Origin of the sequence: Variovorax soli, assembly GCF_031454625.1 — a bacterium.
Classification (GTDB): Bacteria; Pseudomonadota; Gammaproteobacteria; order Burkholderiales; family Burkholderiaceae_C; genus Variovorax; species Variovorax soli_A.
This window is the reverse complement of the sequence record NZ_JAVDRF010000004.1, coordinates 331,492-356,940: the sequence shown is the minus strand read 5'-3', so window position 1 is coordinate 356,940 and position 25,449 is coordinate 331,492. Positions and strand designations below refer to the sequence as shown.

Sequence of the window (25,449 nt, the reverse complement as noted above, 5' to 3'; positions counted from 1 at the left end):
GAGGCGCACAATTGCTCTTCACGATCGAGCTGTCGACGCGCGAAGTCGCCCCGGGCGGCCGACGCATAATCGCCGCCTTTCACAGAGGGCAGGATGAGCGAACAGAGTCCAGACCGAGCCGAAGAAGCCAACGCCGAACGCCACGACGATGTCCATCCGATGTCGGCTTCCAAGGTGCCGGTGGTGGGGCTGGGCGGTTCTGCAGGCGCCATCGCCTCGCTCGGCACCTTCTTCAGATCCGTGCCCAACGACTCCGGGCTGGCCTTCGTGGTCGTCCTGCACCTGTCCTCGGAGCACGAAAGCACCTTGGCGGAACTCCTGCAGCGCTCCACCGGGATGCCGGTGCTGCAGGTGCAGGACACGCTCAAGATCGAGCCCAACACGGTCTATGTCATTCCGCCGCGCAAGTCGCTCCAGGCGATCAATGGCCATCTGCGACTGGGCGAACTCCACTCGGACCGCGGACGCCATGTCGCGGTCGACCTGTTCTTCCGCACGCTGGCCGACACGCACGGGCCGCGCTCGGCGGCCATCGTGCTGTCGGGCGCCGACGGCGACGGCGCCATCGGCATCAAGCGCATCAAGGAGCGTGGCGGCCTCACGGTCGCGCAGGACCCCGACGAGGCCGAGCATGGCAGCATGCCGCGCGCCGCGATCGCGACCGGTATGGTGGACTGGGTCCTGCCGGTCGCCGAGGTCGGGGAGAAGGTGCTCAAGTACTACCAGCTCGAGGAGTCGCTGCGCCTGCCGCCCGAAGAGCCGCCATCGGTGGCGCAGGCACGGGAGGCCGCAGCCGGCGTCGACGAAACCGCGCTTCGCGACGTGCTGGCCTTCCTGCGAACCCATACCGGCCGGGACTTCTCGCACTACAAGCGTGCCACAGTCCTCCGCCGCATCGGCCGGCGCATGCAGGTCAACGGCATCGACGACCTGCAGGGCTACCTGGGCTGCATGCGCACTCGCCCGGGCGAGACCGGCGCGCTGCTGCAGGACCTCCTGATCAGCGTGACCAACTTCTTCCGCGACAGCGACTGCTTTGCCGCGCTGGAGGCGCAGATCCCCCTGCTGTTCGCCAACAAGAGCCCGACCGACAGCGTGCGCGTCTGGGTCGCCGCCTGCGCGACCGGCGAGGAGGCCTACTCCATCGCCATGCTCCTGAGCGAGCAGGCCCGCCTGCTCGACGCGCCGCCGTTGATCCAGGTCTTCGCCACCGACCTGGACGAAGAAGCCGTCAAGGCGGCGCGCGACGGCATCTACCCGACCGCCATCGAAGCGGATGTCTCCGAGGAGCGCCTGCGCCGCTTCTTCATCAAGGAGCATCGCGGCTACCGGGTGCGGCGCGAACTGCGGGAGATGGTGCTGTTCGCGGTGCACGACGTGCTCAAGGATTCGCCGTTCTCGCGCCTGGACCTGGTGAGCTGCCGCAATCTCCTGATCTACCTGAACCGCGAGGCGCAGGCGCGCGCGCTCGAGACCTTCAACTTCGCGCTGCGGCCGGGCGCGCGGCTGTTCCTCGGCGCGTCGGAATCGGTCGAGGACGGCAGCCAGCTGTTCACCGTACTCGACAAGAAGCACCGCATCTATGTCCAGCGCGCCAGCCCGCGCGTCGGGCTTCCCGTGCCCTCGGGGCCCGGCACCATCGCCGGGGCACTGGAAGCCCGGCACGCGGCGCGCGAAGGCCCCGTCGTCGCCGGCAGCGCCTTCCTGCAGGGGGCGTCGGCGGCCCAGCGGCCGCCGCCGGCGACCGAAAGCCGGCAGGCCTCCTGGAGCGAGCTGCACATGCGGCTGCTGGAGCATCTGGCGCCGCCCTCCGTGCTGATCGACAGTGAATACGAGATCGTGCACCTGTCGCCCAGTGCCGGGCGCTTCCTCCAGTTCAGCGCGGGCGAGCCGAGCCACAACCTGCTGCGCGCCGTCAACCCGGGCCTGCGCATCGAGCTGCGGGCGGCGCTCTACCAGGCGGCGCAGACCCAGGCGAAGGTCGAGGTGCTCGCCATGCCGATCGAGGTCCACGGCGAAGCCCTCACGGTGTCCATCGCGGTCACGCCGGCCAGCGATCTCGGCGCCGACATGTACCTCGTGATGATGCAGGCGCGGGCCCCTTCGGCATCCTCCGCGGCGCCCGGTCCCGGCGCGGTGCGTGCCGAGCCCGACCCGGTGGCGCGGCACCTCGACCGCGAGCTCGAAAGGCTGAAGACGCATTTGCGCGACACCGTCGAGCAGTACGAAACCTCCACCGAGGAACTGAAGGCCAGCAACGAGGAGTTGCAGGCCATGAACGAGGAGCTGCGCTCGGCCACCGAGGAGCTCGAGACCAGCCGCGAGGAGCTGCAGTCGATCAACGAGGAACTGACCACCGTCAACCACGAGCTCAAGAACAAGGTGGACGAGCTCGGGCGTGCCAACAGCGACATGCAGAACCTGATGGATGCGACGGCCATTGCCTCGGTGTTCCTCGACCGCGAGCTGCGCATCACGCGCTACACGCCCTCGGCCGTCACGCTGTTCAACCTGATCCCGACCGACCTGGGGCGGCCGCTCACCGACCTCACGACGCAGCTGCGCTACCCCGAGCTGGGCGATGACGCGCAACGCGTGCTCGAGCGCCTGGTGCCGATCGAACGCGAGGTGGGCCAGGCCGACGGCAGCTGGTACCTGGCGCGGCTCCTGCCCTACCGGACCATCGAGGATCGCATCGCCGGTGTGGTGCTGTCCTTCGTCGACATCACCGAGCGCAAGCAGGCGGAGGAGATGCGGCTGTGGCTGTCGGCGGTCGTGACCTCGTCCAGCGATGCGATCCTGAGCTTCTCGCTCGACCGCACGATCGTGAGCTGGAACAGCGGCGCCGAGAAGATCTTCGGCTACACCGCGGAAGCCGCCATCGGACAGCCGCTGTCCATTCTCTCCGCCGACGGTGGCGACGAGATCGACATGCTGATGGAAAGGCTCGTGGCCGGCCAGACGGTCGAGAACTTCCAGACCGTGCGCCGCCGCAAGGACGGCACGCTGATCGACGTGGCGCTGACCTGGTCGCCCATCCGCGACGAAAGCGGCAGGGTCATGGCCGGCACCGCCACGGCGCGGGACATCATGGCCACCAAGCAGGTGGAGGCGGCGCTGCGCGAGAGCCGCGAGCAGCTGCGCATGGTGATCGAGAACGCCAGCGAGTTCGCCATCTTCTCGATGGACCTGGAGCGCCGGATCACCACCTGGAACACGGGGGCCCAGCGGCTGCTGGGCTACGCGGAGGAAGAGGTCCTCGGCCATCTCGCCGACCTGATCTTCACCGACGAGGACCGGGCCGTGCATGCACCGCAGCGCGAGGCGCGGCTGGCGCGCACGGAAGGGCGCGCGTCCGACGATCGCCCGCACCAGCGCAAGGACGGCAGTCGCTTCTGGGCCAGCGGCGCCATGATGCTGATGCGGGACGCCGCGGGGCAGGCGGTCGGTTTCGTCAAGATCCTGCGCGACCAGACGGCGGTGCGCCAGGCCCAGGAGGCCGCCGAGCGCAGTCAGGCGGAACTGGTGCAGTCCTTGAAGGACACCGAGGATGCGCGGCGGGCGCTGGAGGCCGCCGATGCGGCCAAGGACCGCTTCCTCGCGATCCTGTCGCATGAGTTGCGCAACCCGTTGGCCTCGATCGCCTCCGCGGCGGAGATCCTCGACACGGACGACACCCGCCATGCCGAGCGCGCCAGGGCCACGGAGGTGGTGCGGCGCCAGGCCGCGGCGATGGGGGCGCTGCTCGACGAGCTGCTCGACATTTCGCGATTGCGCCTCGGCCGCCTGGAGATGCAGAAGCGGCCCACCGGCATTTCAGGCGTGGTCGAGTCGGCGCTGGAAGCGACGCGGCCCATCGTGGATGCGGCCGGCCATCAACTGTCCGTGCGCTTGCCGGCGAATGAGCTGGAGGTCGACGCCGATCCGTTGCGCCTTGCGCAGGTGGTGAGCAACCTCGTGAGCAATGCGGCCAAGTACACGCCGCCGCACGGCCATATCGGCGTGTCCGCCGAGCTCTCGGGCGACCAGGTGGTCGTCACCGTTTCCGACGACGGGATCGGCATGGACGAGTCCGAGATCGAGAGCATGTTCGAGATGTTCTCGCAGGCGCCGCGCGGACGCGAGCGCGGCGCCGGCGGGTTGGGCATCGGGCTGGCGCTGTCGCGCAGCATCGTGGAGTTGCACGGCGGCTGGATCGAGGCGACCTCCCCCGGCCCGGGCCAGGGTAGCCAGTTCCGCTTCGGCGTGCCCTTGCTGCGGACCACGGGGCCGCGCCAGGTCGCCGCTGCCGTCGCTGCCCGTGCCTCGACGATGAAACCAGCGCGTCCCGGCTCGGTGAGCGTGCTCGTGGCCGACGACAACGCGGATGCCGCGTGGGGCATTGCCAAGCTGCTCGAACTGGCCGGCTACCGGGTGCTGATGGCCGGCGGCGGCGAAGAAGCGCTGCGCATCGCGCTGCAGGACCATCCCGACGTCGCCTTGATCGACATCGGCATGCCCGACCTCGATGGGCACGAGGTCGCGCGGCGACTGCGCGCCTCGGAAGGCGCAGGGAAGATGCTGCTGCTGGCCACGACGGGCTGGGGCCAGGAAAGCGACGTGCGCGATACCCTGGCCGCGGGTTTCGACGCGCATCTGACGAAGCCCGTGGACCTCGCCCAGCTGCGCAAGCTGATCGACGAGCACCGGCTTCGCCTTGCAGGCGAAAAGCCCGACGCCTGAGCGCCGCGCGCGGTGTCGACCGGGCCTCTGTTGGCGTCGTCCGACAGCTCGGGTGCGCAGCATCGGCGCACAATTTCTTTTTGCCTGAAAGCGTGACGCCATGGAACGACCCTACGCCGTGGTCATCGGGGCCTCTGCCGGCGGTGTTCAGGCATTGATGGAACTGGCCGGCGGCCTGCCGGCAGGTTTTCCGGCGACGGTGCTGGTGGTGCAGCACATCGGGGCCCATCCCAGCATCCTTCCGGAACTGCTGGCCAGCCGGGGGCCCAATCCGGCACGACACGCCGCGGACGGCGATCTGCCGCAGCCCGGCACCATCCATGTCGCGCCACCGGATTGCCACATGGTGCTGGAGGCCGATCGCATCCGCCTGGTGCGCGGGCCCAAGGAGAACCATGCGCGACCGGCCATCGACCCGCTGTTTCGGTCTGCGGCCTGTTACTGGGGCGCGCAAACCATCGGCGTCCTGCTGAGCGGCCAGCTGGACGACGGCACCGCAGGCATGCAGGCCGTGAAGGCCTGCGGGGGCTTCACGATCGTGCAGGATCCGTCCACCGCCACCGAGCCCGAGATGCCGCGCAATGCGCTGAACAATGTGGCCATCGACCTGTGTTTGCCGGTCGGCGAAATCGCCGCGGCCTTGGTGTCGCGAGTGGCCGGCGTGTCCGTGGCCGGACCTGCCGCGGCCCCCGCGCCGGAGCTTGTGGCGCGGGAGGTCCGCATCAATCAAGGAATCGACGTCATGGACAACCTCTTGCAGCTCGGAAAGGCCTCGGGCCTGACCTGCCCCGATTGCGGCGGCAGCCTGTTCGAATTGACCGATGCCCGCCCGGTGCGCTACCGCTGCCACACGGGGCATGCCTACTCGCCGCGAAGCCTCGAGCACGCGCAGGGAGAAACGGTCGAGGCGGCGCTCTGGAGCAGCGCGCGCGCGCTGCAGGAAAAGGAGATGCTGCTGCGGCGCCTCGCGGCAGTGGCGCGCAGCAGCGGGCGGTCTGCGGAGGCCAAGGTCGGCGAACGACGCGCAGACGAAGTCCGCGAACAGGCGCTGAAGCTCACGCGCATGATCGAGGACGGCGCAGAGCGCAGCGCGTGAACGTGCTCGGGCCCTCGCGCAGGCACTCAGGGCTTCACTTGCGCCTGCTGCGACTGGGTCTGGCCCGAGCCTGCACCACCGCCGCTCGCCCCCACCCCCGGGGGCGGCTCCTGCAGCCAGATGAAGATCAAGGCGACGCCGCCTGCGATCAGGAACGCCAGCAGGATCGTCATCCAGCGAGAGGCGCGCCGGCTGCCGCTCTTCTCGCGCCAAGATGCGACTGAACTCTTCATGTCCGAACTCCTGAACCCCATGATTTCGGTGATCCGGTGGATGGATGTAGGTGCCGTCCTTTTGCCCGCGTGGGTGTTTTCGGATTGCAAGCTCGCGGGCGCGGCGCTACGTTGACGCATGCCCAAGGCCGACACCCTCGAGAAGTACAAGGCGAAGCGCAACTTCGCGATCACGCCGGAACCTGCCGAGGGTGGCGAGGAAAGTCCGCAGGCCCTGCAGTTCGTGATCCAGAAGCACTGGGCCAGGCGCCTGCACTACGACTTGCGCCTGGAGCTCGAAGGCGCGATGAAGAGCTGGGCCGTCCCCAAGGGTCCGAGCTACGACCACCGCGAGCGCCGCATGGCCGTGCATGTCGAAGACCACCCGATCTCGTACAACACCTTCGAGGGGCAGATCCCGCCCCGCCAGTACGGGGCCGGAAAGGTCATCGTGTGGGACAAGGGCACCTGGGTTCCGCAAGGCGACCCCCACAAGGCGTACCGCGACGGCCATCTCAAGTTCGAGATGCGCGGCTACAAGATGCGCGGCAGCTGGGCCCTGGTGCGCCTCAAGCGCCAGGACGACGCGAAGCAGGATGCCTGGCTGCTCATCAAGGAACGCGACGCCTACGAGAGGCCCTCCAGTGCCTTCAGCGTGGTCGACGAGTTTCCGGACAGCGTGGCCAGCTTGCCGATGCCCGAGCCTGCAGCCGGGCCGCGGCCCGCCGACAAGAAGCCGCGGCGTTCCGGTGCCGCGCCCTCCATGCCCGAAGGCGCCGTCAAGGGCCCCATGCCCATGAAGCTGGCGCCCGTGCTGGCCACGCTCGTCGACAAACCGCCGCCGCGCCCGGACGAGTGGCTCTTCGAGATCAAGTTCGACGGCTATCGCCTTCTCGCACGCATCGACGACCACGGCGTGCGTCTCATCACCCGCAACGGCCACGACTGGAGCGCCCGCATACCGCACCTGGTCGAGGCGCTGACGCGCATGAAGCTCAAGCCGGGCTGGCTCGATGGCGAGATCGTGGTCGTGGGCGAGGGCGGCAAGACGGACTTCCAGGCGCTTCAGAACGCCTTCGACAGCGCGAAGACCCGCGACATCGTCTACTTCCTGTTCGACGTTCCGTACTACGACGGCCATGACCTCACCGGCGTGCCGCTCGAAGCGCGGCGCGAACTGCTAAAGGCACTGCTTGCGAAAGCGCCGGCGCCGATCCGCCTGAGCGAGGTGTTCGAGGCACCGCCGGGCGACATCGTCCTGTCGGCCTGCAAGCTCGGGCTGGAGGGAATCATCGGCAAGCGCAGGCAAAGCACGTACAGCAGCCGGCGATCGCCGGACTGGATCAAGCTCAAGTGCAGCCGGCGGCAGGAGTTCGTCATCGGCGGCTATACCGATCCGCAAGGGTCGCGCACCGGCTTCGGCGGGTTGCTGGTCGGCGTGCATGACGACAAGGGCGAGCTCGTCTATGCCGGCAAGGTGGGCACCGGCTTCGACGACAAGCTGCTGCGCGAGCTGCTGAAGCGCATGCAGGCGCTCGCCACCGACGAGCGGCCTTTCAAGGAGAAGACGGCCGACGACCGGCGGGCGCACTGGGTGAAGCCCGTGCTGGTGGCCGAGGTGACGTTCTCGGAGTGGACCTCCGGCGGGCACATCCGGCACCCGGTCTTCAAGGGCCTGCGCACGGACAAGCCGGCCAAGGCGATCATCCGCGAAAAGGCGGTTGCGCCCACGGGCGCGGACCTCGAGCAGGCGGTGCCGCACACCCTGCCACCGAAGCTCCGGGTTTCCAATCCCGAGCGGGTGATCGATCCGGCAAGCCGCCTCACCAAGGTCGAACTGGTGCGCTATTACGGTCTCATCGCGCCCTTGATGATGGAGCATCTCAAGGGCCGGCCGATCTCGCTCGTGCGTGCGCCGACGGGCATCGCCGGCGAGCTGTTCTTCCAGAAGCACCTGGACAAGGGGCAGATGCCGGGCGTGCGCCAGCTCGATCCTGCACTCTGGCCGGGCCATGATCAGCTGCTGGAGGTCGCGACCCCTGAAGGCCTGCTGTCCGCAGCGCAGATGAACGTCGTCGAGTTCCATACCTGGAATGCCGTCAAGACCTCGATCGGCAAGCCCGACCGCATGACCTTCGACCTGGACCCCGGCACGGGCGTGGACTGGCCGACGATGCAGCAGGCCGCGGAGGTGGTGCGCCTGTTTCTCAACGAGCTCGGCCTGCTTTCGTTCTGCAAGACCAGCGGCGGCAAGGGCCTGCATGTCGTGGTGCCGATCAGGAAGCAGCATGACTGGGACACCGTCAAGGACTTCTCCGAGGCGATCGTGCGGCACCTCGCGCGCACGCTGCCGGCGCTCTTCGTGGCCAAGAGCGGCCCTCGCAATCGCGTGGGCCGGATCTTCATCGACTACCTGCGCAACGGCTTTGGGGCGACCACCATCTGCGCCTGGTCGGCGCGCGCGCGGCCCGGACTCGGCGTGAGCGTCCCGGTCGAGTGGGAGGAAGTGCCCAGGCTCACCGGCGGTGCGCAGTGGACGGTGCAGAACATTCACACGCGCCTCGACCAGGGCAACGCGCCTTGGCGCGAATACGGCGCCGGCGCACGGGGCATCGGCGCGGCCATGAAGGTCCTGGGCTTCAAGCCGAGCTGAAGGACTCGTGTATTCCGCATGGCGAAGCAGCCGCCCGGCTGCGGCGCATGGGCTGCCCGTGGCCACCAGCGCCTTTTGCGGCAAGAGTGTCCGGGAGGCCGGCAATGTTTGCCGGGTGGCTCGCGCCTCCTCGGCGCGGCATCTCGGGCTGTCGCCGATCAGCTGCCGTCCTGACCTGCGGCTGCGTCCGTCGCCATCCGGCGCAGCCTCAACGTGCGGCTCTTGACCCCGGCCGCACGTGCCTCGGCCGGGGTGTATTCGTGGGCGGTGCCCTTCTCGTGGGCCGCGCGCCCGCCTTCCCGTGCAATGTCGCGTCTGCGAGCCGGGTCCATGCCGGCGAAGCCGCGCCCGCGGCGGGGGGGCGAGTCGAACACATCGTTGGAATCGGACATGGCGATCTTTCCTTGAGACAGTGTTGAGACAACGAAGAAACGAGTGCCCGATCAGGGGCAGGGGGCAACTGGCATCACTGGGCAACAAGCCCAGCGTTTCAGTCGCGTTCGGAGTCGGCTTGCAATCGACGTGCCAGTGGGAACGGCCGTCGGGCCGGCGTTGTGCGTCGTGTCTTCTTCGTGCCGCCCGGCTCAGCGCCGGTCGCGCAGCATCGTGCTCACGCAGCGCAGCTGCGAGGCATAGCCGGCGCGCGTGCGCTCCGCCTGCGGATCCGGTTCGCAGAGGTAGAGCTCGTGTCCGGGGCATGCCACCACGCGCAGGCCGCTGGAGCGCAGCATGGCTTCGACGCCGGCGTGGTTGGGCGCCCACCAGTTGGTGGGGTCGCCCGCCAGTCGATGCTCGATGAATGCCATGCGGGGCCAGCCCGACTCCAGCAGCGGCGTGCGGTCCTCGATGGAGCAGTCCGCCGTGTTTTCGTACACCGAGTCGCCCGGCATGGTCAGCGTCTGGAACATGAGCAGCCGCTGCGTGCGCTGCGCCAGCAGGTCGAGCGCCAGCAGTGGATAGCGCAGGTGATAGAAGACGCCCATGAACCACACCAGGTCGAAGCGCTCGCGCGCGTGCGCGATTTCGTAGACCTCCATGCGGCGGAACTCCACCGCGTGTTCGAGCCCGAGCACGCCGGCCGCCCAGTGCGCCTGCGCCAGGTAGTGCGGATCGACATCGATGCCGGTCACATGCGCGCCGAGCCGCGCCAGCTCGAAGCTGTAGAAGCCGGCATTGCAGCCGACGTCCAGCACGCGCCATCCCGTCAGATCGGCCGGCAGCGCGGCCCGGACCTGCTGCCACTTGAAGTTCGGAAAGTCGCCGCCGAGAAAATGCTGCGGCAGGGTCTGCACGCCGCCCGGCAGGTGCAGGTTGTGGAACCAGGGGCCGAGCGCTTCGATGCGCTGCTGCAGTGCGCGGGCGTTGTCGCGCTGATGCAGCGCCAGGCGGCCGGTCACGAGGCGCTCCCGACCGCCTCGCGCGAGGTGCTCGCCGAACGCAGCGCGTGCACATGCGCTTCGAGTTCGGCGGCCCGGTGCGCGGACGTGTGTTGCGCGAGGATGCGCGCCCGCGCCCGTTCGCCGACTTCGCGCCGCCGCGCTTCGGGCAAGCCGCGCAAGAGATCGAGCACCTCCTCCGCGCGCTCGACCAGGAAGAGCTCGCTTCCCGGAGTGAGCAGCGTGTCGATGCCGGCCCAGCAGTCGCTGACGATGGGGGTCGCGCAGGCGGCCGCCTCGAACAGGCGCACGCTGGGCGACCAGCCCGCCTCGATCATGTCGGCGCGCGTCACGTTCAGCGTGAAGCGCTGGCGGTTGTAGAAGGCGCGATGCGCGTGCGGCGGCAGGTGCGCGATCGGCAGCACGTTGGCCGGCCAGGCGAGACCGGGCGGGTACTGCGGACCGGCGACGGCGAAGCGACCGGCCGGCCAGCGCCGGGCCGGCTCTGCCAGCAGGCGCTCGACGGTCGGTTGGCGGTCGGCGCTGTAGGTGCCCATGTAGCCGAGGTCCAGATCGCGCTCGCCCGCTTCGGGGAAGTACGCCAGCGGGTCGACCGAGCAGTACAGCACGCGCGCGGCCGGCGAGCCGAACTCGCGCTCCAGGCGCCGCAGCGTCGGGCCACCCGTGAAGGACAGGTACAGGTCGTAGGCAGCGATCTGCCGCGCTTTCAGGTACGGCGCTTCGTCCCTGCGCAGCAGGCCGAGCGTCACCGGCGTGTCGATGTCGTAGAAGGCCTTCAGGCCGCTGGCCTGCGCCAGCACCCAGTCGCCGACGGCCGCGCCCTCGGGCACGAAGGAGCCGACGATCACGAGGTCGGCGTCGCCCACGGCCTGCGCATGCGTTCGACGGAGTGCGTCCAGATCGTCATAGAGGACCGTGCGGCCGAACGGAGGCTGCGGCAGGTCGCGGTTCTGCGCATACCACGGCATATCGCGCTCCAGGAACAACACCTCGTGGCCGCGCTGCGCGAGCGCGCGCACGAGGGCGCGGTAGGTCGTGGCATGTCCGTTGCCCCAGGAGGAGGTGATCGACAGGCCGAGGATCACGATGCGCAGGCGCGGGATGCGTGGTGTGTTCATGCGGCCTTCCTCGCCGGCTCGGCGCTGTCGCGCCCTTCCAGCAGCGCCTCGAGCTGGCTGGCGCGATGGTCGTAGGTGTGATGTGCCAGCACGCGCGCATAGGCCGCCTCGCCGATGCGGCGCGCGGCCGGCGCCTCGAGCGCCTCGAGCTGCGCCGCGACGGCCTCGCCGTTGGCTGCCACCAGCACTTCGCGCTCGGGCTCGAGGAAGCACTCGATGCCTTCCCACGCGTCGGTGATCAGGCACGCGGCGGCGCCCGCGGCCTCGAACACGCGGGTGGCCGGCGAAAAGCCGTAGCGCGCCATGCTGTCGCGGCTGACATTCAGCACGGCCTTGGGCGTGCAGTTGAAGGCGTTGTGGTCGGCGGTATAGACGTGGCCGATCCACTTGACGTTGCTGGGCATGGCCTTGTTCTCCCAGCCGCTGCCGCCCAGCAGGAAGCGCGCCTCGTGCAACCGGGCCGCGGCTTGCAGGAAGAACTCGTTCACCCGGGCCTCGCGGTCCGGCAACCGGTTGGCGAGCAGGCCCAGGTCCGCGACGAAATGCGGCTGCGGCTCGACCGGGAAATGGGTGGACGGGTCGAGGGCGTTGTAGATGGGCACGCAGCGGCGCGCGCCGAATCGCTCGTAGGCGTCGATCACGGGCTGGCCGCCGCCGTAGGTCAGCACGAGGTCGTAGCACGGCACCAGCGCGCGGAACGGATCGGCCGGATCTTGCTCGAGGCGGTCCAGCGTGGCGGGTGCGTCGACATCCCAGAACACCACGCGCGTCGACGGCCCGCGCAAGGACAGCAGTGCGCGCTCCAGCAGGGCATCGAACACGCCGACGCCGCTGGCCTTGACCACGAGGTCGGCTCCGCGCGCGGCTTCCACCATGCGCAGCGCGTGCATCTCGCCCTCGCCGGGATAGACGATCACTTCGGCCCAGGGGGGGTCCTCGATGTCGCGATGCTGCTGGCGGCCGAAGGCGTCCGGTTCGAAGAAGCGCACGTGATGCCCGCGCCCATGCAGCGCGCGCACCAGGCCCCGGTAGTAGGTGGCGGCGCCGTTCCAGTAGGCCGAGACCAGGCTGGAACCGAAGAAAGCGATGTCCATACCGGGCTTGTTCATGCGAGCCTCTCGGGTTCCGGTGTCGCCGGCTGCAGTTGCGCATGGATGGCCAGCAGTTCGTCGACGCGGTGCGCGCAGGTGTGGCGCGCGAGGATCGTGCTGCGGCCGTGCTGCGCGAGGCTCTGGGCCATGGCGTGGTCGTTCAGCACCGCGCGCAGTCGCGCCCGCATGGACGTGCCGTCCTTGGCGACCAGGAAGTCGCGGCCGGCCGCGAACAGATGCTCGGTGTCGCGCCACGGTGCCGACACCAGCGGAATGCCGCAGGCCAGCGCCTCGAACACCCGGATGGTGGGGATGCCGGGCAGCGCCTGCACATAGGGACGGCGCGGGACATGCACGGTCACGCGGTAGCGGGCGAACACGCGCGGCGCCTCGTGGTTGGGCAGCCAGCCGCCATAGCTGATGCCGGCGTCGCGCAGGCGCTCCAACGCATCGTCCGGATAGCGCACGCCATGCACGCGCGCGCGCAAGCCGAGCGCCCGCACCGGACCGAGCAGGAAGCTGTCGAGTTCGGCCTGCCGTTCGCCATCGCCCCAGTTGCCGATCCAGACCAGATCGCCCTCGCAGGGCTCGTCGTCGAGGGGACGGAATCGCCGCACGTCGGCGGCCTCGTGCCAGGTCCAGGCGCGGCGACCCCAGCCGCGGCGCTCGTAGAGCTCGCGCAGGACCTCGCCGAAGGCCAGCACGCCGTCGTAGTCCTCCAGCGCGTAGGCCGCCATCGCGGGCGTATCCGTCACGCTGCGGTGATGGGTGTCGTGAAAGAGCAGCCGGTAGCCGCCATGGCGCCGGCGATGCAGCCCGAGCGCGCGCACCAGCGCGTGCGCATTCCATTCGTGAACCAGCACGAGGTCGGCTCCTTCCAGGGCCTGGTCCAGGTCCAGCGTCGCGGGCGCGTAGCGCCGGCTGTGCAGCTCGGGATAGGCGCGCGCAAAGCCGAGCGATGGCGCGCTGCCATGCTCGGCCTCCAGCTGCATGCGGCTCCACGCGTCCTGCGGCTCGAAGACCTCGACCGTGTGGCCGCGCGCGAGCAACTCGCTGCACACCCCGCGCAGGAAATGCGCGTTGCCGTGGTTCCAGTCGGACACCAAGGAGTGGCAGAACATCACGACGTGCATGCGGCCTCCGGTGAGACGAGCGTGAGCGATGATCCCGCGCGCGCGCCACGGGTTGCGCCGTGCATCAGACGGCGATAGACCGCGAGGTAGGCGTCGACCATGCGCCGCGCGGTGTAGCGCTGCGCGCGGGCGCGGGCTTCGTTCGCCATGCGCTCGCGCAGCGCGTCGTCCGCGATCAGCAGGGCGAGCGCAGCGCGCAGTGCCTCGTGATCCTCGGGCGGTGCGAACAGCGCGGCCGGCCCCCAGACTTCGCGCAGGCTCGGGATGTCGCCGAGCACCAGGGCGCAGCCCGACAGCGCGGCCTCCAGCGCGGTCTGGCCGAAGGGCTCGTAGCGCGCCGGGGCAGCGTAGATGGCCGCGCGCCCGAGCCACCGGGCCAGCTCGGGCGGCGCCAGCTCGCCCAGTGCCTGAACGCCGCGCACGCTTCGATCTTCGCCCGCCGGTGCCTGCGTGCGGCCGGCGACGGCCACCGGCCAGGGCAGGCGAGGCGCGATGGCCTCCAGCGCATCGAGGTTCTTGGCGGCGTCCCACAGCCGGCCGGCCGACAGGATCAGGGGGTCCTTGGGCTGCGGCGCGAAGCGGCGTCCGCTGCGCCCGTTGTACAGGACGACGCCGCGCCGGTCGTGGCCGTAATGCCGGTGCAGGGCGGCCAGCATCGTCGCGGTGGGCGCGGCGACCAGGGTCGCCCCGTGCAGTCCCCGCGCGACCGCGCGCCGGTAACGGTCCCACTGCGGCGGCGCCGGCTCGCCATGCACAGCCTCCCACCATGACAGCACGCACGAATGCGCCACCAGCAGCGTCGGTGCCCGGAATGGCAGCGACCCGAACGAGAACTGGTTGAGGTGCACCAGGTCGGGCTTGACCGCCTGCTCGAGGCGCAGCAGCCATTCCCCGGCCTGGCGCACATCGGGCCAGGGGTCCGCCATCCACTCGAGCCGTGCCGCGCTCTCGAACGTGCGCAGCAGCGGCAGGGCTGCCGCCTGCGCGCGCTGCGCGTCGCTCAAGGGGGCACCCATGGTCGCGAGCGTGACGCACACGCCGCGCCGTCCGAGCCCTTCCGCGAGTTCGATCGCATGGGTCCACACGCCGCCGACCGTGTCGGCGGTCATGAGCACATGGAACTTCGATTCAGCGTCCATAGATCGCGTCCACCACGGCCGCCACCGCGGCCAGTTGCTCGATGGAAGGATCGAAACGCCGGCCGGCGGCCAGCGCCCGTGCCCAGGCCTGCAATGCGCGCCCGCCCCAGGCATCGGGCGGGCTGGCCAGCCGCGTGCAGCGCGTGCCTTCGTGGTGTTCCGCGACGAAGTCGTAGAAGGAGCCGTCGACGTTGCGGGCGCACGCGCTGCCGCGCGTGCCATGGAAGCGCGCCTCGATCACCGCATCGCAGCCGGCCGACAGGTTCCAGGAGCAGGCCAGGCGGGCCACTGCGCCGTTGCCGAACTCGATCTCGGCGATCGCATGGTCCTCCACCGCGAGCGGCCGCACCGGCAGCCGCCGCCCCTGCGCCCACAGCCGGCTGGAGACGCGGACCACCGGGGAGGCGCCGAGCGTCCAGAGCGCCAGGTCCACCAGGTGGGTGCCCAGATCGATCACGCAGCCGCCACCGGACAGCCGGCGATCGCGGAACCACGGCTTGTCGGGGCCGTAGGCGTTGTGGAACACGAGGTCGGCCGCGTAGATCTCCCCGATACCGCCGCTTTCCACCAGCGCGTGCACGCAGCGCATCGCCTCGCTGTGGCGATAGGAGAGGTCGACGCCAAGCAGGCGATCGGCCTTGCGCGCTGCCGCGATCACCGACGCCGTTTCTCCGGCATCCAGCGCGAGCGGCTTCTGGCAGAACACGGCCAGGCCCCGGGCCAGGGCCGCTTCGGCCTGGGCGGCATGCAGGGCGCTCGGCGTGGCGATGACGAGACCATCGAGCGGGCGCGCCAGCAGAGCGTCGAGGCCGGCCAGTGCTTCGGCGCGCGGCGCGAGTGCCTGCGCCGCTTCCAGGGCGGCCGGGGACTCGTCGGCGAGCGCCGCGATCTCGGCGAAGGGACAGTCGAGCAGGGCCTGGAGCCGCAGCCTGCCGATCCAGCCCACCCCCAGGAAACCCAGGCGCGCCGGGCGCGATGCGCGTGCGGCAGCGGGCCGGCAGTCCTGAAGCAGCTCGGTGTGCATGAGCGATCAGCGCGTGGTGACCACGGCTTTGAGAAAGCCATCGGGACGGCGCCGCGTCATCTCCAGCGCCTCGCCCAGGCGATCGAGGCCCTCGTAGCGCGTCAGCAGCGGTGCGACATCGAGCGTGCCCTGCGCCATCATTTCCACGGCCGCGCGCATGCCCTCCACATAGCGCGCCGGGTCGCGTTCGTGCGCGTTGATGACGTCGAGGCCGCGCCAGTTCCAAAGCTGCATCGCGACCTGGCGCGGGCCGTCCTGGTGGTAGCCGGCGATCACCAGGCGGCCGCGCTCGCCGGTGATCTCGCCGGCCAGGTCGAGCGGCCCCTGCAGGCCGACTGCCTCGATCGTGCGTTCGCACCAGCGGCCTTCGGTGAGGTGCTTGACCCGCGCAATGACCTCGGCGTGATCGCCCAGCATGACGAGCTCGGCGGCGCCGGCGGCCCGGGCGATCTCGAGCGCGAAGGGGCGGCGCGAGATCGCGATCACGCGCGCGCCGGCCTGCGCGGCAAGCCGCGTGAGCAGCGCCCCGAGAAAGCCGATGCCCACGATCGCGACGGTCTGGCCGGCCTCGATGCCGCTGCGCCGGAAGATGTTCATGGCGCAGCCCAGCGGCTCGCCCGGCAGCGCCGCGCCGTCGAGGCAGGCCGGCAGGCGCACGAGCGCTCCCGCGTCGGCCACGTCGTACTCGGCGTGGGCGCAGAAGCTCAGTGCGGCGACGCGCTCGCCTTCGTGCCAGCCGGTCACGCCATCGCCGAGGCCCGCGACCGTTCCCCATCCCTCGTGGCCCGGCGCGCCGGCTGCGAGCGGATACCGGAACCAAGGGCGCCCCTCCCACACGGGCAGGCTGGAGGCACACACGCCGGAACCTTCGAGGCGCACCAGCACCTGGCCGGGCGCCGGCTCCGGTTGTGCGACCTGCGCGAGGGACAGGGTCCCCGGCGCGCTGAGGATGCCTGCCAGCATGGCTAGCTCGCGCCGAGAGCGGCCCACGCCGCGGGCTGTTCCGGCGCCGTGGTCGCCACGTCACGATGCGTTTGCGGCTCGCGCAGCCAGCGGTAGAGGCGCTCGATGCCCTGCGCCGCGGCAATGCGCGGGCGCCAGCCGGTCGCAGCCTGGAAGCTGCGCGTGTCGGACACGTAGTAGCGCTGATCGCCGACGCGCCAATCGCGCATGTCGATGCGGGGAGGTGTCCCGTGCAGATGCCGGATGCGTTCGATCAGCTCCAGCAGGCTGATCACGTTGGCGGGCCCGCCGCCGATGTTGAAGGCGCGGCCGCGCAGGGCGTGAATGTGGCGCTGCGCGAGCAGCAGCGCGTCCACCAGATCGTCGACGTACAGAATGTCGCGCACCTGGCGGCCGTCGCCGAAGAGCGTGAGCGGGGCTCCCTGCAGCGCGCGCAGCAGGAAGTGCGCGACCCAGCCCTGGTCCTCGTTGCCGAACTGGCGCTGTCCGTAGATGCAGCTCATGCGGAACACGACGCTGTCGATGCCATAGCTGCGCGCGTAGTCGCGAACGTACTGGTCGGCCGTCCCCTTCGAGCAGCCGTAGGGGCTGTGGAAGTCGAGCGGTCGCGACTCCGACACGCCGTGGCGCGCGATCTCGCTCGACAGCGGGGCGTAGCGCCCGTCGCGCACTTCGAGCGCGAGGTCGTCGAGGCCGCCGTAGACCTTGTTGGTGGAGGTCATCACGATCGAGGGCGGACGCGGCTGCGCGCGAATGGCCTCGAGCACATTGAGCGTGCCCAGGGCATTGACGGTGAAGTCCTCGCGCGGATCGACCAGGCTCGTGGTCACCGCGACCTGCGCCGCGAAATGGAACACGCTCTGCGCGCGCGCCACCGCGCGCGCCACCGCTTGCGCATCGCGGATGTCCGCGATCGTCGCCTGCAGGTTGTGCCCATGCATCTTGCGCAGCCATGCCAGATTGCGTTCGACGCCTGGGCGCGAGAGATTGTCGAAGACCAGCACGGGCCGCTTCGCCGCGAGCAGCCGATGCGCCAGGTTGGCACCCACGAAGCCCGCGCCGCCGGTGATGAGCGTGAGATCCGGCTGCTCGCGGCCCGCCGTGCGGCGATGTCCGTCGATGGCGGTCATAGGGCCAACCCCCGCTCGGCGAGTTCCGCGCTCGCCTGCGCGACACGGTCCACCGCCGCCTGCCCTTCGAGCCAGGCCGCGAGTTCCCTCAGCCCGTCGTCCAGGTTCACCTGCGGCGCATAGCCCAGCACGGCCTCGGCCTTGCCGATGTCGGCGAAGCAATGACGGATGTCGCCCATGCGGTACTTGCCGGTGATCTGCGGCAGGAGCCGGGGCTTGCCCATCACCTCGGAGAGCCGCTGCGCGATCTCGCGCACGGTGACCGCGCGGCCGCTGCCGATGTTGAACACCTCGCCGGCCGCGGCGGGCACGTCGAGCGCGAGCCGGCTGGCGCGGGCCACGTCGTACACGCTCACGAAGTCGCGCTGCTGCCAGCCGTCCTCGAAGATGGCAGGCGCATTGCCGTTGAGCAGGCGCGCCGCGAAGATCGCCAGCACGCCGGTGTACGGATTGGAAAGCGCCTGCCGCGGACCGTAGGCGTTGAAGAAGCGCAGCGCCACTGTCGGGATGCGGTAGGCACGGCCCATCATCAGGCACATGCGCTCCTGGTCGTACTTGGACAAGGCGTAGACCGATGCGAGCGCGGGAGCCTTGCTCTCGGGCGTCGGTGCCGGCGACAGCACGGCGCCGTGCTCGTCGTGCCAGTCCCAGTCGCCGCGGCGCAGCTGCTCCAGCGAGCGCTCCCCCACCGTGCGCAAGGCACCCGCCGCATCGCGGTAGAGGCCTTCGCCGTAGAGGCTCATGCTCGAGGCGACCACCAGGCGCTCCACCGGCCGCTCGATGAGGGCTTCGAGCAGCACGGCCGTGCCGAGGTTGTTGACCCGGGTGTAGTGCGCCACCTCGTACATGCTCTGCCCCACGCCGACTGCGCTGGCGAAGTGGTAGACGGCATCGATGCCCGCGAGCGCCGACCGAACCGCCTGCGGATCGCACACGTCCCCGACCTGCAGCTCGACCTCCGGTGAAAGATAGGCGGGCCTTCGCGCCGCATCGCCGTGGACCTGCTGCGCAAGCCGGTCCAGCACCCGCACGCGATGGCCGCGCGCCAGCAGTTCGTCTGCGAGATGGGACCCGATGAAGCCGGCGCCGCCGGTGATCAGCAAGTGCTTCGACATGGTGTGTTCTTCCTATTGCCAGGCAACCGCGGGGTCGCGTCGTCGAGGTTTCGATGGTCGTGTCGTGCGCTCGCGATGGGCGTGTCCGCGCGCGCTGACGCAGATGTAGGAACAAAGCTCCGTTACGCCACGGCTGAGCTGGCGCGGCGCGAGCCGGGCCCATCATGTGGCCATGTGATTCACTGGCCGCGCGAACGTGCGGCCTCGATCCGAAAGGTCCACGCACATGGCAAGCATTCGAGTGGCGATCGTCGGCGTCGGCAACTGCGCTTCATCCCTGGTGCAGGGCGTGCACTTCTATCGCGAGGCGCGCGGCGGCGACTTCGTGCCCGGCCTGATGCATGCGGACGTGGCGGGCTACCGTCCGTCGGACATCGAGTTCAGTGCGGCCTTCGACGTGCACGCCGGCAAGGTCGGCCTCGACATCGCGGAGGCCATCGTGCAGGCGCCGAACAACACGATCCGCTTTGCGGATGTCCCGCTCACCGGCGTGCGCGTGTCGCGGGGCATGCCGCTCGACGGCATCGGCAAGTACCTCAAGCACGTGGTGCCGCTGGCGCGCGGCAAGCCCGAAAACGCGGTGCGCGTGCTGCGCGACAGCGGCACGGACGTCGTGGTCTCGTACCTGCCGGTCGGCGCCCAGAAAGCGACGGAGTGGTATGCGCAGCAGGCGCTCGAAGCGGGCTGCGCCTTCGTCAACTGCGTGCCCGTCTTCATCGCGTCCAACCCGGTGTGGCAGCAGCGCTTCATCGAGCGCGGGCTGCCGGTCATCGGCGACGACATCAAGTCGCAGCTCGGCGCCACCATCGTGCACCGCATCCTCACGGATCTGTTCCGCAAGCGCGGCGTTCGGCTGGATCGCACCTACCAGCTCAACTTCGGAGGCAACACCGACTTCCTCAACATGCTGGAGCGCGAACGGCTGGTGTCGAAGAAGATCTCGAAGACCCAGGCGGTGACGAGCCAGCTGGGCCATCCGATGCGCAGCGACGACGTCCACGTGGGGCCGAGCGACCATGTGCCGTGGCTGGCGGACCGCAAGTTCTGCTACGTGCGCATGGAGGGCACCACCTTCGGCAACGTGCCGCTGCAGTGCGAGCTCAAGCTGGAAGTGTGGGATTCGCCGAACTCGGCCGGCGTGGTGATCGATGCGGTCCGCTGTGCCAAGCTGGCGCTGGATCGAAACATCGGCGGCCCGGTGCTGGCGCCGTCGAGCTACTTCATGAAGTCGCCGCCGCAGCAGTTCACGGACGACGAGGCACACGAACTGGTCGAGGCCTTCATCCGCGGCGACGCCGAGGCGATCGCGCCGCAGCCCAGCGCGCAACCCAGCCACGCGGTGCTCAAATGATCGAGGCGGTCAAGTTCTGGAACGAGCCGAACAACAAGTCGCACTGGGACCTCGAACTGGACCCCGAGTGGAGCGCCTTCGCCCGCATGGTGATCGAGGCCTCGGCCGCCGTGCGCGCCGAGAACCCGTCGCTGGTGCAGGTGCTCGGCGGCATGTCGCCCATCGACGCCGCCTTCATGCAGCGGCTCGCCCGCTTCGGCGTGCTGGACGGACTTGACGTCGTGGCGGTGCACGGCTTCCCGCTCGATTGGAATCACTGGCCGATCGACGAATGGCCGCAGCGCATCGCCGAGATCGAGAGCGTCACGGCCTTGCCGGTGTGGGTCACCGAAGTGGGGGCTTCCAGCTTCGGCGCCGAAGAGGTGCAGGTGTTCGGTCTGCAACGCAGTGCGGCGCTGCTGATCGGGCGGGTGCCGCGCCTGCACTGGTACTCGCTCTACGACCTGCCCCGGGCATGGCCCGCCACGACGCGCCACCGGGAGGCCGAAGGGTCCAGCTATTACCGGCACTTCCACATGGGCCTGCTGCGCGAAGACGGCACGCCCAAGCAGGCCTGCCGGATCTTCCATGAGTACGCGCCGGCCTTCGGCATCTGCCAGTGGTTCCATTTCGAGGACCATCGGCTGGACGACGCGGTGCGCTGGCTGCGCCGTCTCGGCGTGCGCCACTTGCGCACCGGCTTGAGCTGGGCGGACAGCTGCAGGCCGGGTGCGCAGCAGTGGTTCGATCGCCAGATGCAGGCGCTCGACGAGTTCGAGCTGACCCTGACCTTCTGCTTCACGCCCGAGCACCGCGGCGTGGCTGCGCACCACACGAGTCCGCCGCTCGTGACGTCGGAGTACGCCGACTTCTGCGCCCGCATGGTGCGCCGCTATGCCCCTGGGGCGTCGACGGCGCAGGCGCTTGCTACGCCGCGTCCACGCGCCTGCGAGGCCGGGCCGTCTTGCGCCTGACCGCCGCCACGGGCGGCAGGGTGCGCGCCTCCTGCGCCGCCAGCGGCACGGACGGACTCGGCCGCAGCGTGGGCACCTGGCCCAGCAGCTCGTCGAAGTAGGCGATCGTGCGCTTCAGTCCTTCCTCGAGCTGGACGCGGGGTTGCCATCCGAGCGCGGCCTGGACCTGTGTGATGTCGGGACGGCGCTGCAGCGGATCGTCTGCGGGCAGTGGAGCGAAGGTCAAGCGCGAGCGCGATCCTGTCAGCCGGATCACCATCTCGGCCAGTTCGCGGATGGTGAACTCGCCGGGGTTGCCGAGGTTCAGCGGGCCGCTGCCGGCCTGCTCGGACTCCATGAAGCGATGCAGCCCGTCGACCAGGTCGTCCACGAAGCAGAAGCTGCGCGTCTGCGCGCCTTCGCCGTAGACCGTGATCGGTTGGCCGCGCAGTGCCTGGACGATGAAGTTCGACACCACGCGCCCGTCGTTGGGATGCATGCGCGGCCCATAGGTGTTGAAGATACGCACCACGCGGATGTCCAGCGCGTGCTGGCGGTGGTAGTCGAAGAACAGTGTCTCGGCGCAGCGCTTGCCCTCGTCGTAGCAGCTGCGCACACCGATGGGATTGACCTTGCCCCAATAGCACTCGGGCTGCGGGTGGACATCCGGATCGCCATAGACCTCGCTGGTCGACGCCTGCAGGATGCGTGCGCGCAGGCGCTTGGCCAGGCCCAGCATGTTGATGGCACCGTGAACGCTGGTCTTGGTGGTCTGGACCGGATCGTGCTGGTAGTGCACCGGCGACGCGGGACAGGCGAGGTTGTAGATCTGGTCGACCTCGACATAGACGGGGAAGGTGACGTCGTGGCGCAGCAGCTCGAAGCGCGGATGCGCCAGCAGGTGCTCGATGTTGCGCTTGGTGCCCGTGAAGAAGTTGTCGAGGCAGAGTACCTCATGGCCTTCGGCCAGCAATCGCTCGCAGAGATGGCTGCCGAGGAAACCGGCACCGCCGGTGACGAGGATGCGGCGCTGGGCGTCGTAGATGCGCATGATGGGACTCGCTCTCTGTGAAGTGGGTGGGTATGAAAAAAAAGCTAGCAGAGATCGCGCCCCGGCGATACAGGACGTGGCCGCCTGCTGTCGATGACCTCATTGATGAGTTGACCGGCCTGCGCGCGCGCAGCGCGAGCGCTAGAGTGTTCGAGTCGCGCGGCGCAAAGCGCGGTAAGTTGTGAAGGGATCGAAGGTCCATGCAGGTGTATGGCGATGCGGTGCGTTGCGAACGCGCGTGCGACGTGGGCGAGCGGCTGGAGGCGATGCTGCGCGAGGCCGACGCGCTGCCGCACGGGCTGCAGCGGCACCAGCAGCTGGTCGCGGCCTTGATCGAGGCCGGAGAGCTCGCGCAGGCCCTGGAAGACGGAGCTCAGGCACAGCCGCCGCCGCTCCCGGCAACGGCGGCGCGCAGCGCGATGGTGCTGGTTCACGCCCTCGCGCGAAGCTGCGCGCGCTCATGGCGGTCGGCATTCGCGGATGGCGGCGCCGTTCCTTTCGAAGCGCTCGCCGCATGTCGCACGCGGCTGCCGCCGATCGATCTCGTGCTGCGCTGTCCGGAGGGCTACGCGTTCTATGCGCTGTACCCCGAAGGCCATTTCGAGGCCGCGCGCGCACTGTCGCGCGATCGGCCGTGGCGTGTGATCGGCGTGCGCAGCATCGGAACCAGCCTCGCCGCGATGGTGTCGGTGGGGCTGGGTGCCGGACCGCCGGACACCGTGCGTCCGCAGGGGCATCCCTTCGAGCGCCGCATGGCCGGCGGGCCTTCGCTGGCCGGCGTGCACGCGATGGACTGCGCCGTGGTCGACGAAGGGCCGGGGCTCTCGGGCTCGTCGATGGCGGCGGTGGCGCATTGGCTGCTCGCTGCCGGGGCGTGCCCGCAGCGCTTGCACTTCTTTCCTTCGCATGCCGCGGGGCCGGGTCCTGCTGCGAGCCCCGAAACCCGCCGCGTCTGGAGCGTGGCGCGCGTGCACCTGCATAGCTTCGAGTCGCTGGTCCTGCACAGTGCGACGCCGGGGCATCGGCTGGAGAACTGGTTTGCGCCGCTGCTCGGAGCGCTGCGCGAGCCGCTGCACGCGCTCGGCGGCGGTGCGTGGCGCGCGTGGCATCGCCTCGATGGTCAGGAGGGGCCACCGGTTCATGCCGCGCAGGAACGGCGCAAGTACCTGGCGCGCACCGACAGCGGCCTGTGGCTGCTGAAGTTCGTCGGACTCGGGCGGCGTGGCGAGTGCCGATTCGCGCGTGCCCGGGAACTCGCGCGCGCAGGCTTCGTGCCGGAGGTGGCGGGCTACCGCCACGGCTTCATGGCCGAGCGCTGGCGCGGCGACCTGGCGCCGCTGCAATCGGAGGCATGTGCGCGCTGGCCCATGCTGCCGCAGCGCATGGGCGAGTACCTGGGGTTTCGCGCGCGCCACTTCGCGGCGCCGGACGCCAGCGGTGCCACGCTGCACCGGCTCTTCGATGCTGCTCGCGCCAACACCGGCGAAGCACTGGGCCCGGCCTGGGCCGAGGCCTGGTCACGCTGGCAACCGGCACTGGAGCCGCTCGAGCGGCTGGTACGAAGGGTCGAAACGGACAACCGCATGCACGCGTGGGAGTGGCTCGCGGGCGACGGCCTCCTCCTCAAGACGGACGCCGTCGATCACCATGCCGGACACGATCTGGTCGGCTGCCAGGACATTGCCTGGGACGTGGTGGGCGCCGCCGTGGAGTTCGGGCTCTCCGCGCCGCAGGCGCATCACGTGGCGCAGGTGTGCGCGCGTGTCTCGGGGCAGCCGGTGCATGCGCGACTGCTGTGGCTGTTGCACCCCTGCTATCTCGCCTTCCAGCTGGGCTACTACCGGATGGCGCTCGCAGCGGGTCCTGGCGCCGAAGAGATTCCGCGGCTCACCCGCGCCGCTGAACGCTATGCCTCGGCCTTGCGGGAGGTCCTCGCTTCGGACGCGGACACATGGGACGGCGCGGGCGCGGCCGGCGGGCGCGACGCCGCATGACCGTCTTGCCCGATGCCTACTTTCGCAGCCGCTTGCGAAGGGACGCGACGTCCTGGGTGCTGACCTGGCGCGCGTCGTTGCCCCAGCGGGTGCGCGTGAAACTCAGGACCTGCGCGATCTGCAGGTCCGTCAAGGTGCCGGCGAAGGGCGGCATGGCCTGCGGCGCCGGCCCGTCGGTCGTTGAAGGGCCGCGTCCCCCTTCGAGGACCAGCCGGATCAGCGAGCTCGCATCGTCCGACAGCAATGTCGGGTTGCCGGCGAGCCTTGGAAACGCTAGCGCGAGGCCCGCGCCGTCGGCGCCGTGGCATTGCGCGCAGAAGCCCTTGTAGACGGCGGCGCCGACGGATTCCACGTCGCGCGTGCGCTGGCCGCGCGCGGCCGCATCGGGATCGCTGCCGGCCGGGGCGGCATAGTGCCCTTGCGCATCTTGCGACGGCAGGCTCTTGAGGTAGCGCGCCATGGCCATCGCATCGGACGCGCTGAGGTGCTGCAGGCTTTGCTCGACCTCGTCGGCCATGGGACCGTAGGCGACCAGGCCGGCGGCGTGACCGGTCCTGAGGAAGGACGCCACATCGCGCACGTCGATGCGCGCGAGCCCCGCACCCGGATCGGCGCGGAGGTTCGACGAAAGCCAATGGTCATTGACGGCGCCGCTCAGGTAGCGGCTCGACGTGTCGTCGTAGCCGAGCTCCTGATAGGCGAGGCCTCGCGGAGTGTGGCAGGTCCCGCAATGGCCGACGGTCTGCACCAGGTAGGCGCCGCGCTGCCATTCGGCATCGCGGTCGGGCCGCAGCGCCGGCGCGCCGCGCGGAACGAACGCGACTTTCCACCAGCGCAGGATCCAGCGCTGGTCGAACGGAAAGGGCAGCGCGTTGCGCGGAGCCGGCAGGGCCACCGGCGCCACCGCGGTCCTCAGGTAAGCGAACAGCGCCCGCACATCGGCGTCGCTCATGCGGGCATAGGACGGATAGGGCATGGCCGGGTAGAGATGCTTGCCGCCGCGCGCGGTGCCGGCGCGCAGCGCGCGCTCGAAATCCTGCAGCTCGTAGTCACCGATGCCGTGTTGGCGATCCGGCGTGATGTTGGTGCTGAAGATCCCCCCGATGGGCGAGGGCACCACGCGTCCGCCCGCGAAGGGGGCGCCGCCCTTGGGCGCGGTGTGGCAGCCGGCGCAGCCCCCGATGCGGGCCAGGTAGGCCCCGCGCGCCACGTCGGCGTCGGCCGCCGCCTGCTGCGCCTGGACGATCGCGCTGGCGGCGGCGAATGCCGCGGCAGCGACGAGCCGCCAGGGGCCATCGGTGGGAAGCCGCGCGCCCATCCGTGTGGCC

At 70.0% G+C, this 25,449-nt stretch carries 19 protein-coding genes; 6 read left to right on the top strand and 13 right to left on the bottom strand.

Annotated features, from left to right (window positions below; all coding sequences use genetic code 11):
• Positions 1-93: 93 nt before the first annotated feature.
• Both J2739_RS11715 and J2739_RS11710 read left to right on the top strand, forming a co-directional pair.
• The gene (locus J2739_RS11715; protein ID WP_309901720.1) at positions 94-4,722 is read left to right on the top strand and encodes a PAS domain S-box protein; all 4,629 of its coding nucleotides are present in this window, start codon (positions 94-96) and stop codon (positions 4,720-4,722) included.
• A gap of 100 nt (positions 4,723-4,822) precedes the next feature.
• Complete coding sequence (locus J2739_RS11710) at positions 4,823-5,818, top strand: chemotaxis protein CheB (RefSeq protein WP_309901718.1); 996 nt, start codon at positions 4,823-4,825, stop codon at positions 5,816-5,818.
• 26 nt (positions 5,819-5,844) lie between these two features.
• On the opposite strand, the gene J2739_RS11705 is transcribed toward J2739_RS11710, so the two are convergent.
• Positions 5,845-6,051: a hypothetical protein gene (locus J2739_RS11705; protein WP_309901716.1), complete on the bottom strand. Its 207-nt coding sequence runs from the start codon at positions 6,049-6,051 to the stop codon at positions 5,845-5,847.
• Positions 6,052-6,169: 118 nt separating this feature from the next.
• Between J2739_RS11705 and ligD the strand changes: the two genes are divergently transcribed.
• On the top strand, positions 6,170-8,683 hold the full coding sequence (gene ligD / locus J2739_RS11700; protein ID WP_309901714.1) for a DNA ligase D: 2,514 nt from the start codon (positions 6,170-6,172) through the stop codon (positions 8,681-8,683).
• Between the two features lie 158 nt (positions 8,684-8,841).
• On the opposite strand, the gene J2739_RS11695 is transcribed toward ligD, so the two are convergent.
• The 10 genes from J2739_RS11695 to J2739_RS11650 all read right to left on the bottom strand — a co-directional run bounded on the left by J2739_RS11695 (position 8,842) and on the right by J2739_RS11650 (position 18,793).
• Positions 8,842-9,075 carry a KGG domain-containing protein gene (locus J2739_RS11695; protein WP_405053872.1) on the bottom strand — a complete coding sequence of 78 codons (234 nt, stop codon included), beginning with the start codon at positions 9,073-9,075 and terminating at the stop codon, positions 8,842-8,844.
• 192 nt (positions 9,076-9,267) lie between these two features.
• Entirely contained in the window at positions 9,268-10,080 is an 813-nt protein-coding gene (locus tag J2739_RS11690) for a TIGR04290 family methyltransferase (protein WP_309901712.1), read from the bottom strand.
• On the bottom strand, positions 10,077-11,198 hold the full coding sequence (locus tag J2739_RS11685) for a CgeB family protein (RefSeq protein ID WP_309901710.1): 1,122 nt from the start codon (positions 11,196-11,198) through the stop codon (positions 10,077-10,079). Before J2739_RS11685 ends, J2739_RS11690 begins: the two co-directional genes overlap by 4 nt.
• Positions 11,195-12,307, bottom strand: a complete 1,113-nt coding sequence (locus tag J2739_RS11680; RefSeq protein ID WP_309901709.1) for a CgeB family protein — start codon at positions 12,305-12,307, stop codon at positions 11,195-11,197. Before J2739_RS11680 ends, J2739_RS11685 begins: the two co-directional genes overlap by 4 nt.
• Positions 12,304-13,422: a CgeB family protein gene (locus J2739_RS11675; RefSeq protein ID WP_309901707.1), complete on the bottom strand. Its 1,119-nt coding sequence runs from the start codon at positions 13,420-13,422 to the stop codon at positions 12,304-12,306. The genes J2739_RS11680 and J2739_RS11675 overlap by 4 nt, the downstream gene beginning before the upstream one ends.
• On the bottom strand, positions 13,410-14,561 hold the full coding sequence (locus tag J2739_RS11670; RefSeq protein ID WP_309901705.1) for a glycosyltransferase family 4 protein: 1,152 nt from the start codon (positions 14,559-14,561) through the stop codon (positions 13,410-13,412). The genes J2739_RS11675 and J2739_RS11670 overlap by 13 nt, the downstream gene beginning before the upstream one ends.
• Entirely contained in the window at positions 14,551-15,585 is a 1,035-nt protein-coding gene (locus J2739_RS11665; protein ID WP_309901703.1) for a Gfo/Idh/MocA family protein, read from the bottom strand. Before J2739_RS11665 ends, J2739_RS11670 begins: the two co-directional genes overlap by 11 nt.
• Before the next feature lie 6 nt (positions 15,586-15,591).
• The gene (locus J2739_RS11660; protein ID WP_309901701.1) at positions 15,592-16,548 is read right to left on the bottom strand and encodes an MDR/zinc-dependent alcohol dehydrogenase-like family protein; all 957 of its coding nucleotides are present in this window, start codon (positions 16,546-16,548) and stop codon (positions 15,592-15,594) included.
• Between the two features lie 2 nt (positions 16,549-16,550).
• Complete coding sequence (locus tag J2739_RS11655) at positions 16,551-17,678, bottom strand: NAD-dependent epimerase/dehydratase family protein (RefSeq protein WP_309901699.1); 1,128 nt, start codon at positions 17,676-17,678, stop codon at positions 16,551-16,553.
• The gene (locus J2739_RS11650) at positions 17,675-18,793 is read right to left on the bottom strand and encodes an NAD-dependent epimerase/dehydratase family protein (protein ID WP_309901697.1); all 1,119 of its coding nucleotides are present in this window, start codon (positions 18,791-18,793) and stop codon (positions 17,675-17,677) included. The genes J2739_RS11655 and J2739_RS11650 overlap by 4 nt, the downstream gene beginning before the upstream one ends.
• A gap of 226 nt (positions 18,794-19,019) precedes the next feature.
• Between J2739_RS11650 and J2739_RS11645 the strand changes: the two genes are divergently transcribed.
• Positions 19,020-20,144 (top strand): inositol-3-phosphate synthase, encoded by a 1,125-nt coding sequence (locus J2739_RS11645; protein ID WP_309901695.1) that lies wholly within the window; start codon positions 19,020-19,022, stop codon positions 20,142-20,144.
• Positions 20,141-21,097, top strand: a complete 957-nt coding sequence (locus J2739_RS11640) for a glycoside hydrolase 5 family protein (RefSeq protein ID WP_309901693.1) — start codon at positions 20,141-20,143, stop codon at positions 21,095-21,097. Before J2739_RS11645 ends, J2739_RS11640 begins: the two co-directional genes overlap by 4 nt.
• Here J2739_RS11640 and J2739_RS11635 read toward each other — a convergent pair.
• Positions 21,051-22,127: a UDP-glucuronic acid decarboxylase family protein gene (locus J2739_RS11635; RefSeq protein WP_309901691.1), complete on the bottom strand. Its 1,077-nt coding sequence runs from the start codon at positions 22,125-22,127 to the stop codon at positions 21,051-21,053. The genes J2739_RS11640 and J2739_RS11635 overlap by 47 nt on opposite strands.
• Before the next feature lie 200 nt (positions 22,128-22,327).
• On the opposite strand from J2739_RS11635, the gene J2739_RS11630 reads away from it, so the two are divergent.
• A complete protein-coding gene (locus tag J2739_RS11630) occupies positions 22,328-24,121 on the top strand; it encodes a hypothetical protein (RefSeq protein WP_309901689.1) in 1,794 nt (597 codons plus the stop codon).
• A gap of 16 nt (positions 24,122-24,137) precedes the next feature.
• Here the strand turns inward: J2739_RS11630 and J2739_RS11625 are convergent, their stop codons facing one another.
• Entirely contained in the window at positions 24,138-25,439 is a 1,302-nt protein-coding gene (locus J2739_RS11625) for a c-type cytochrome (RefSeq protein WP_309901687.1), read from the bottom strand.
• Between the last annotated feature and the right edge of the window lie 10 nt (positions 25,440-25,449).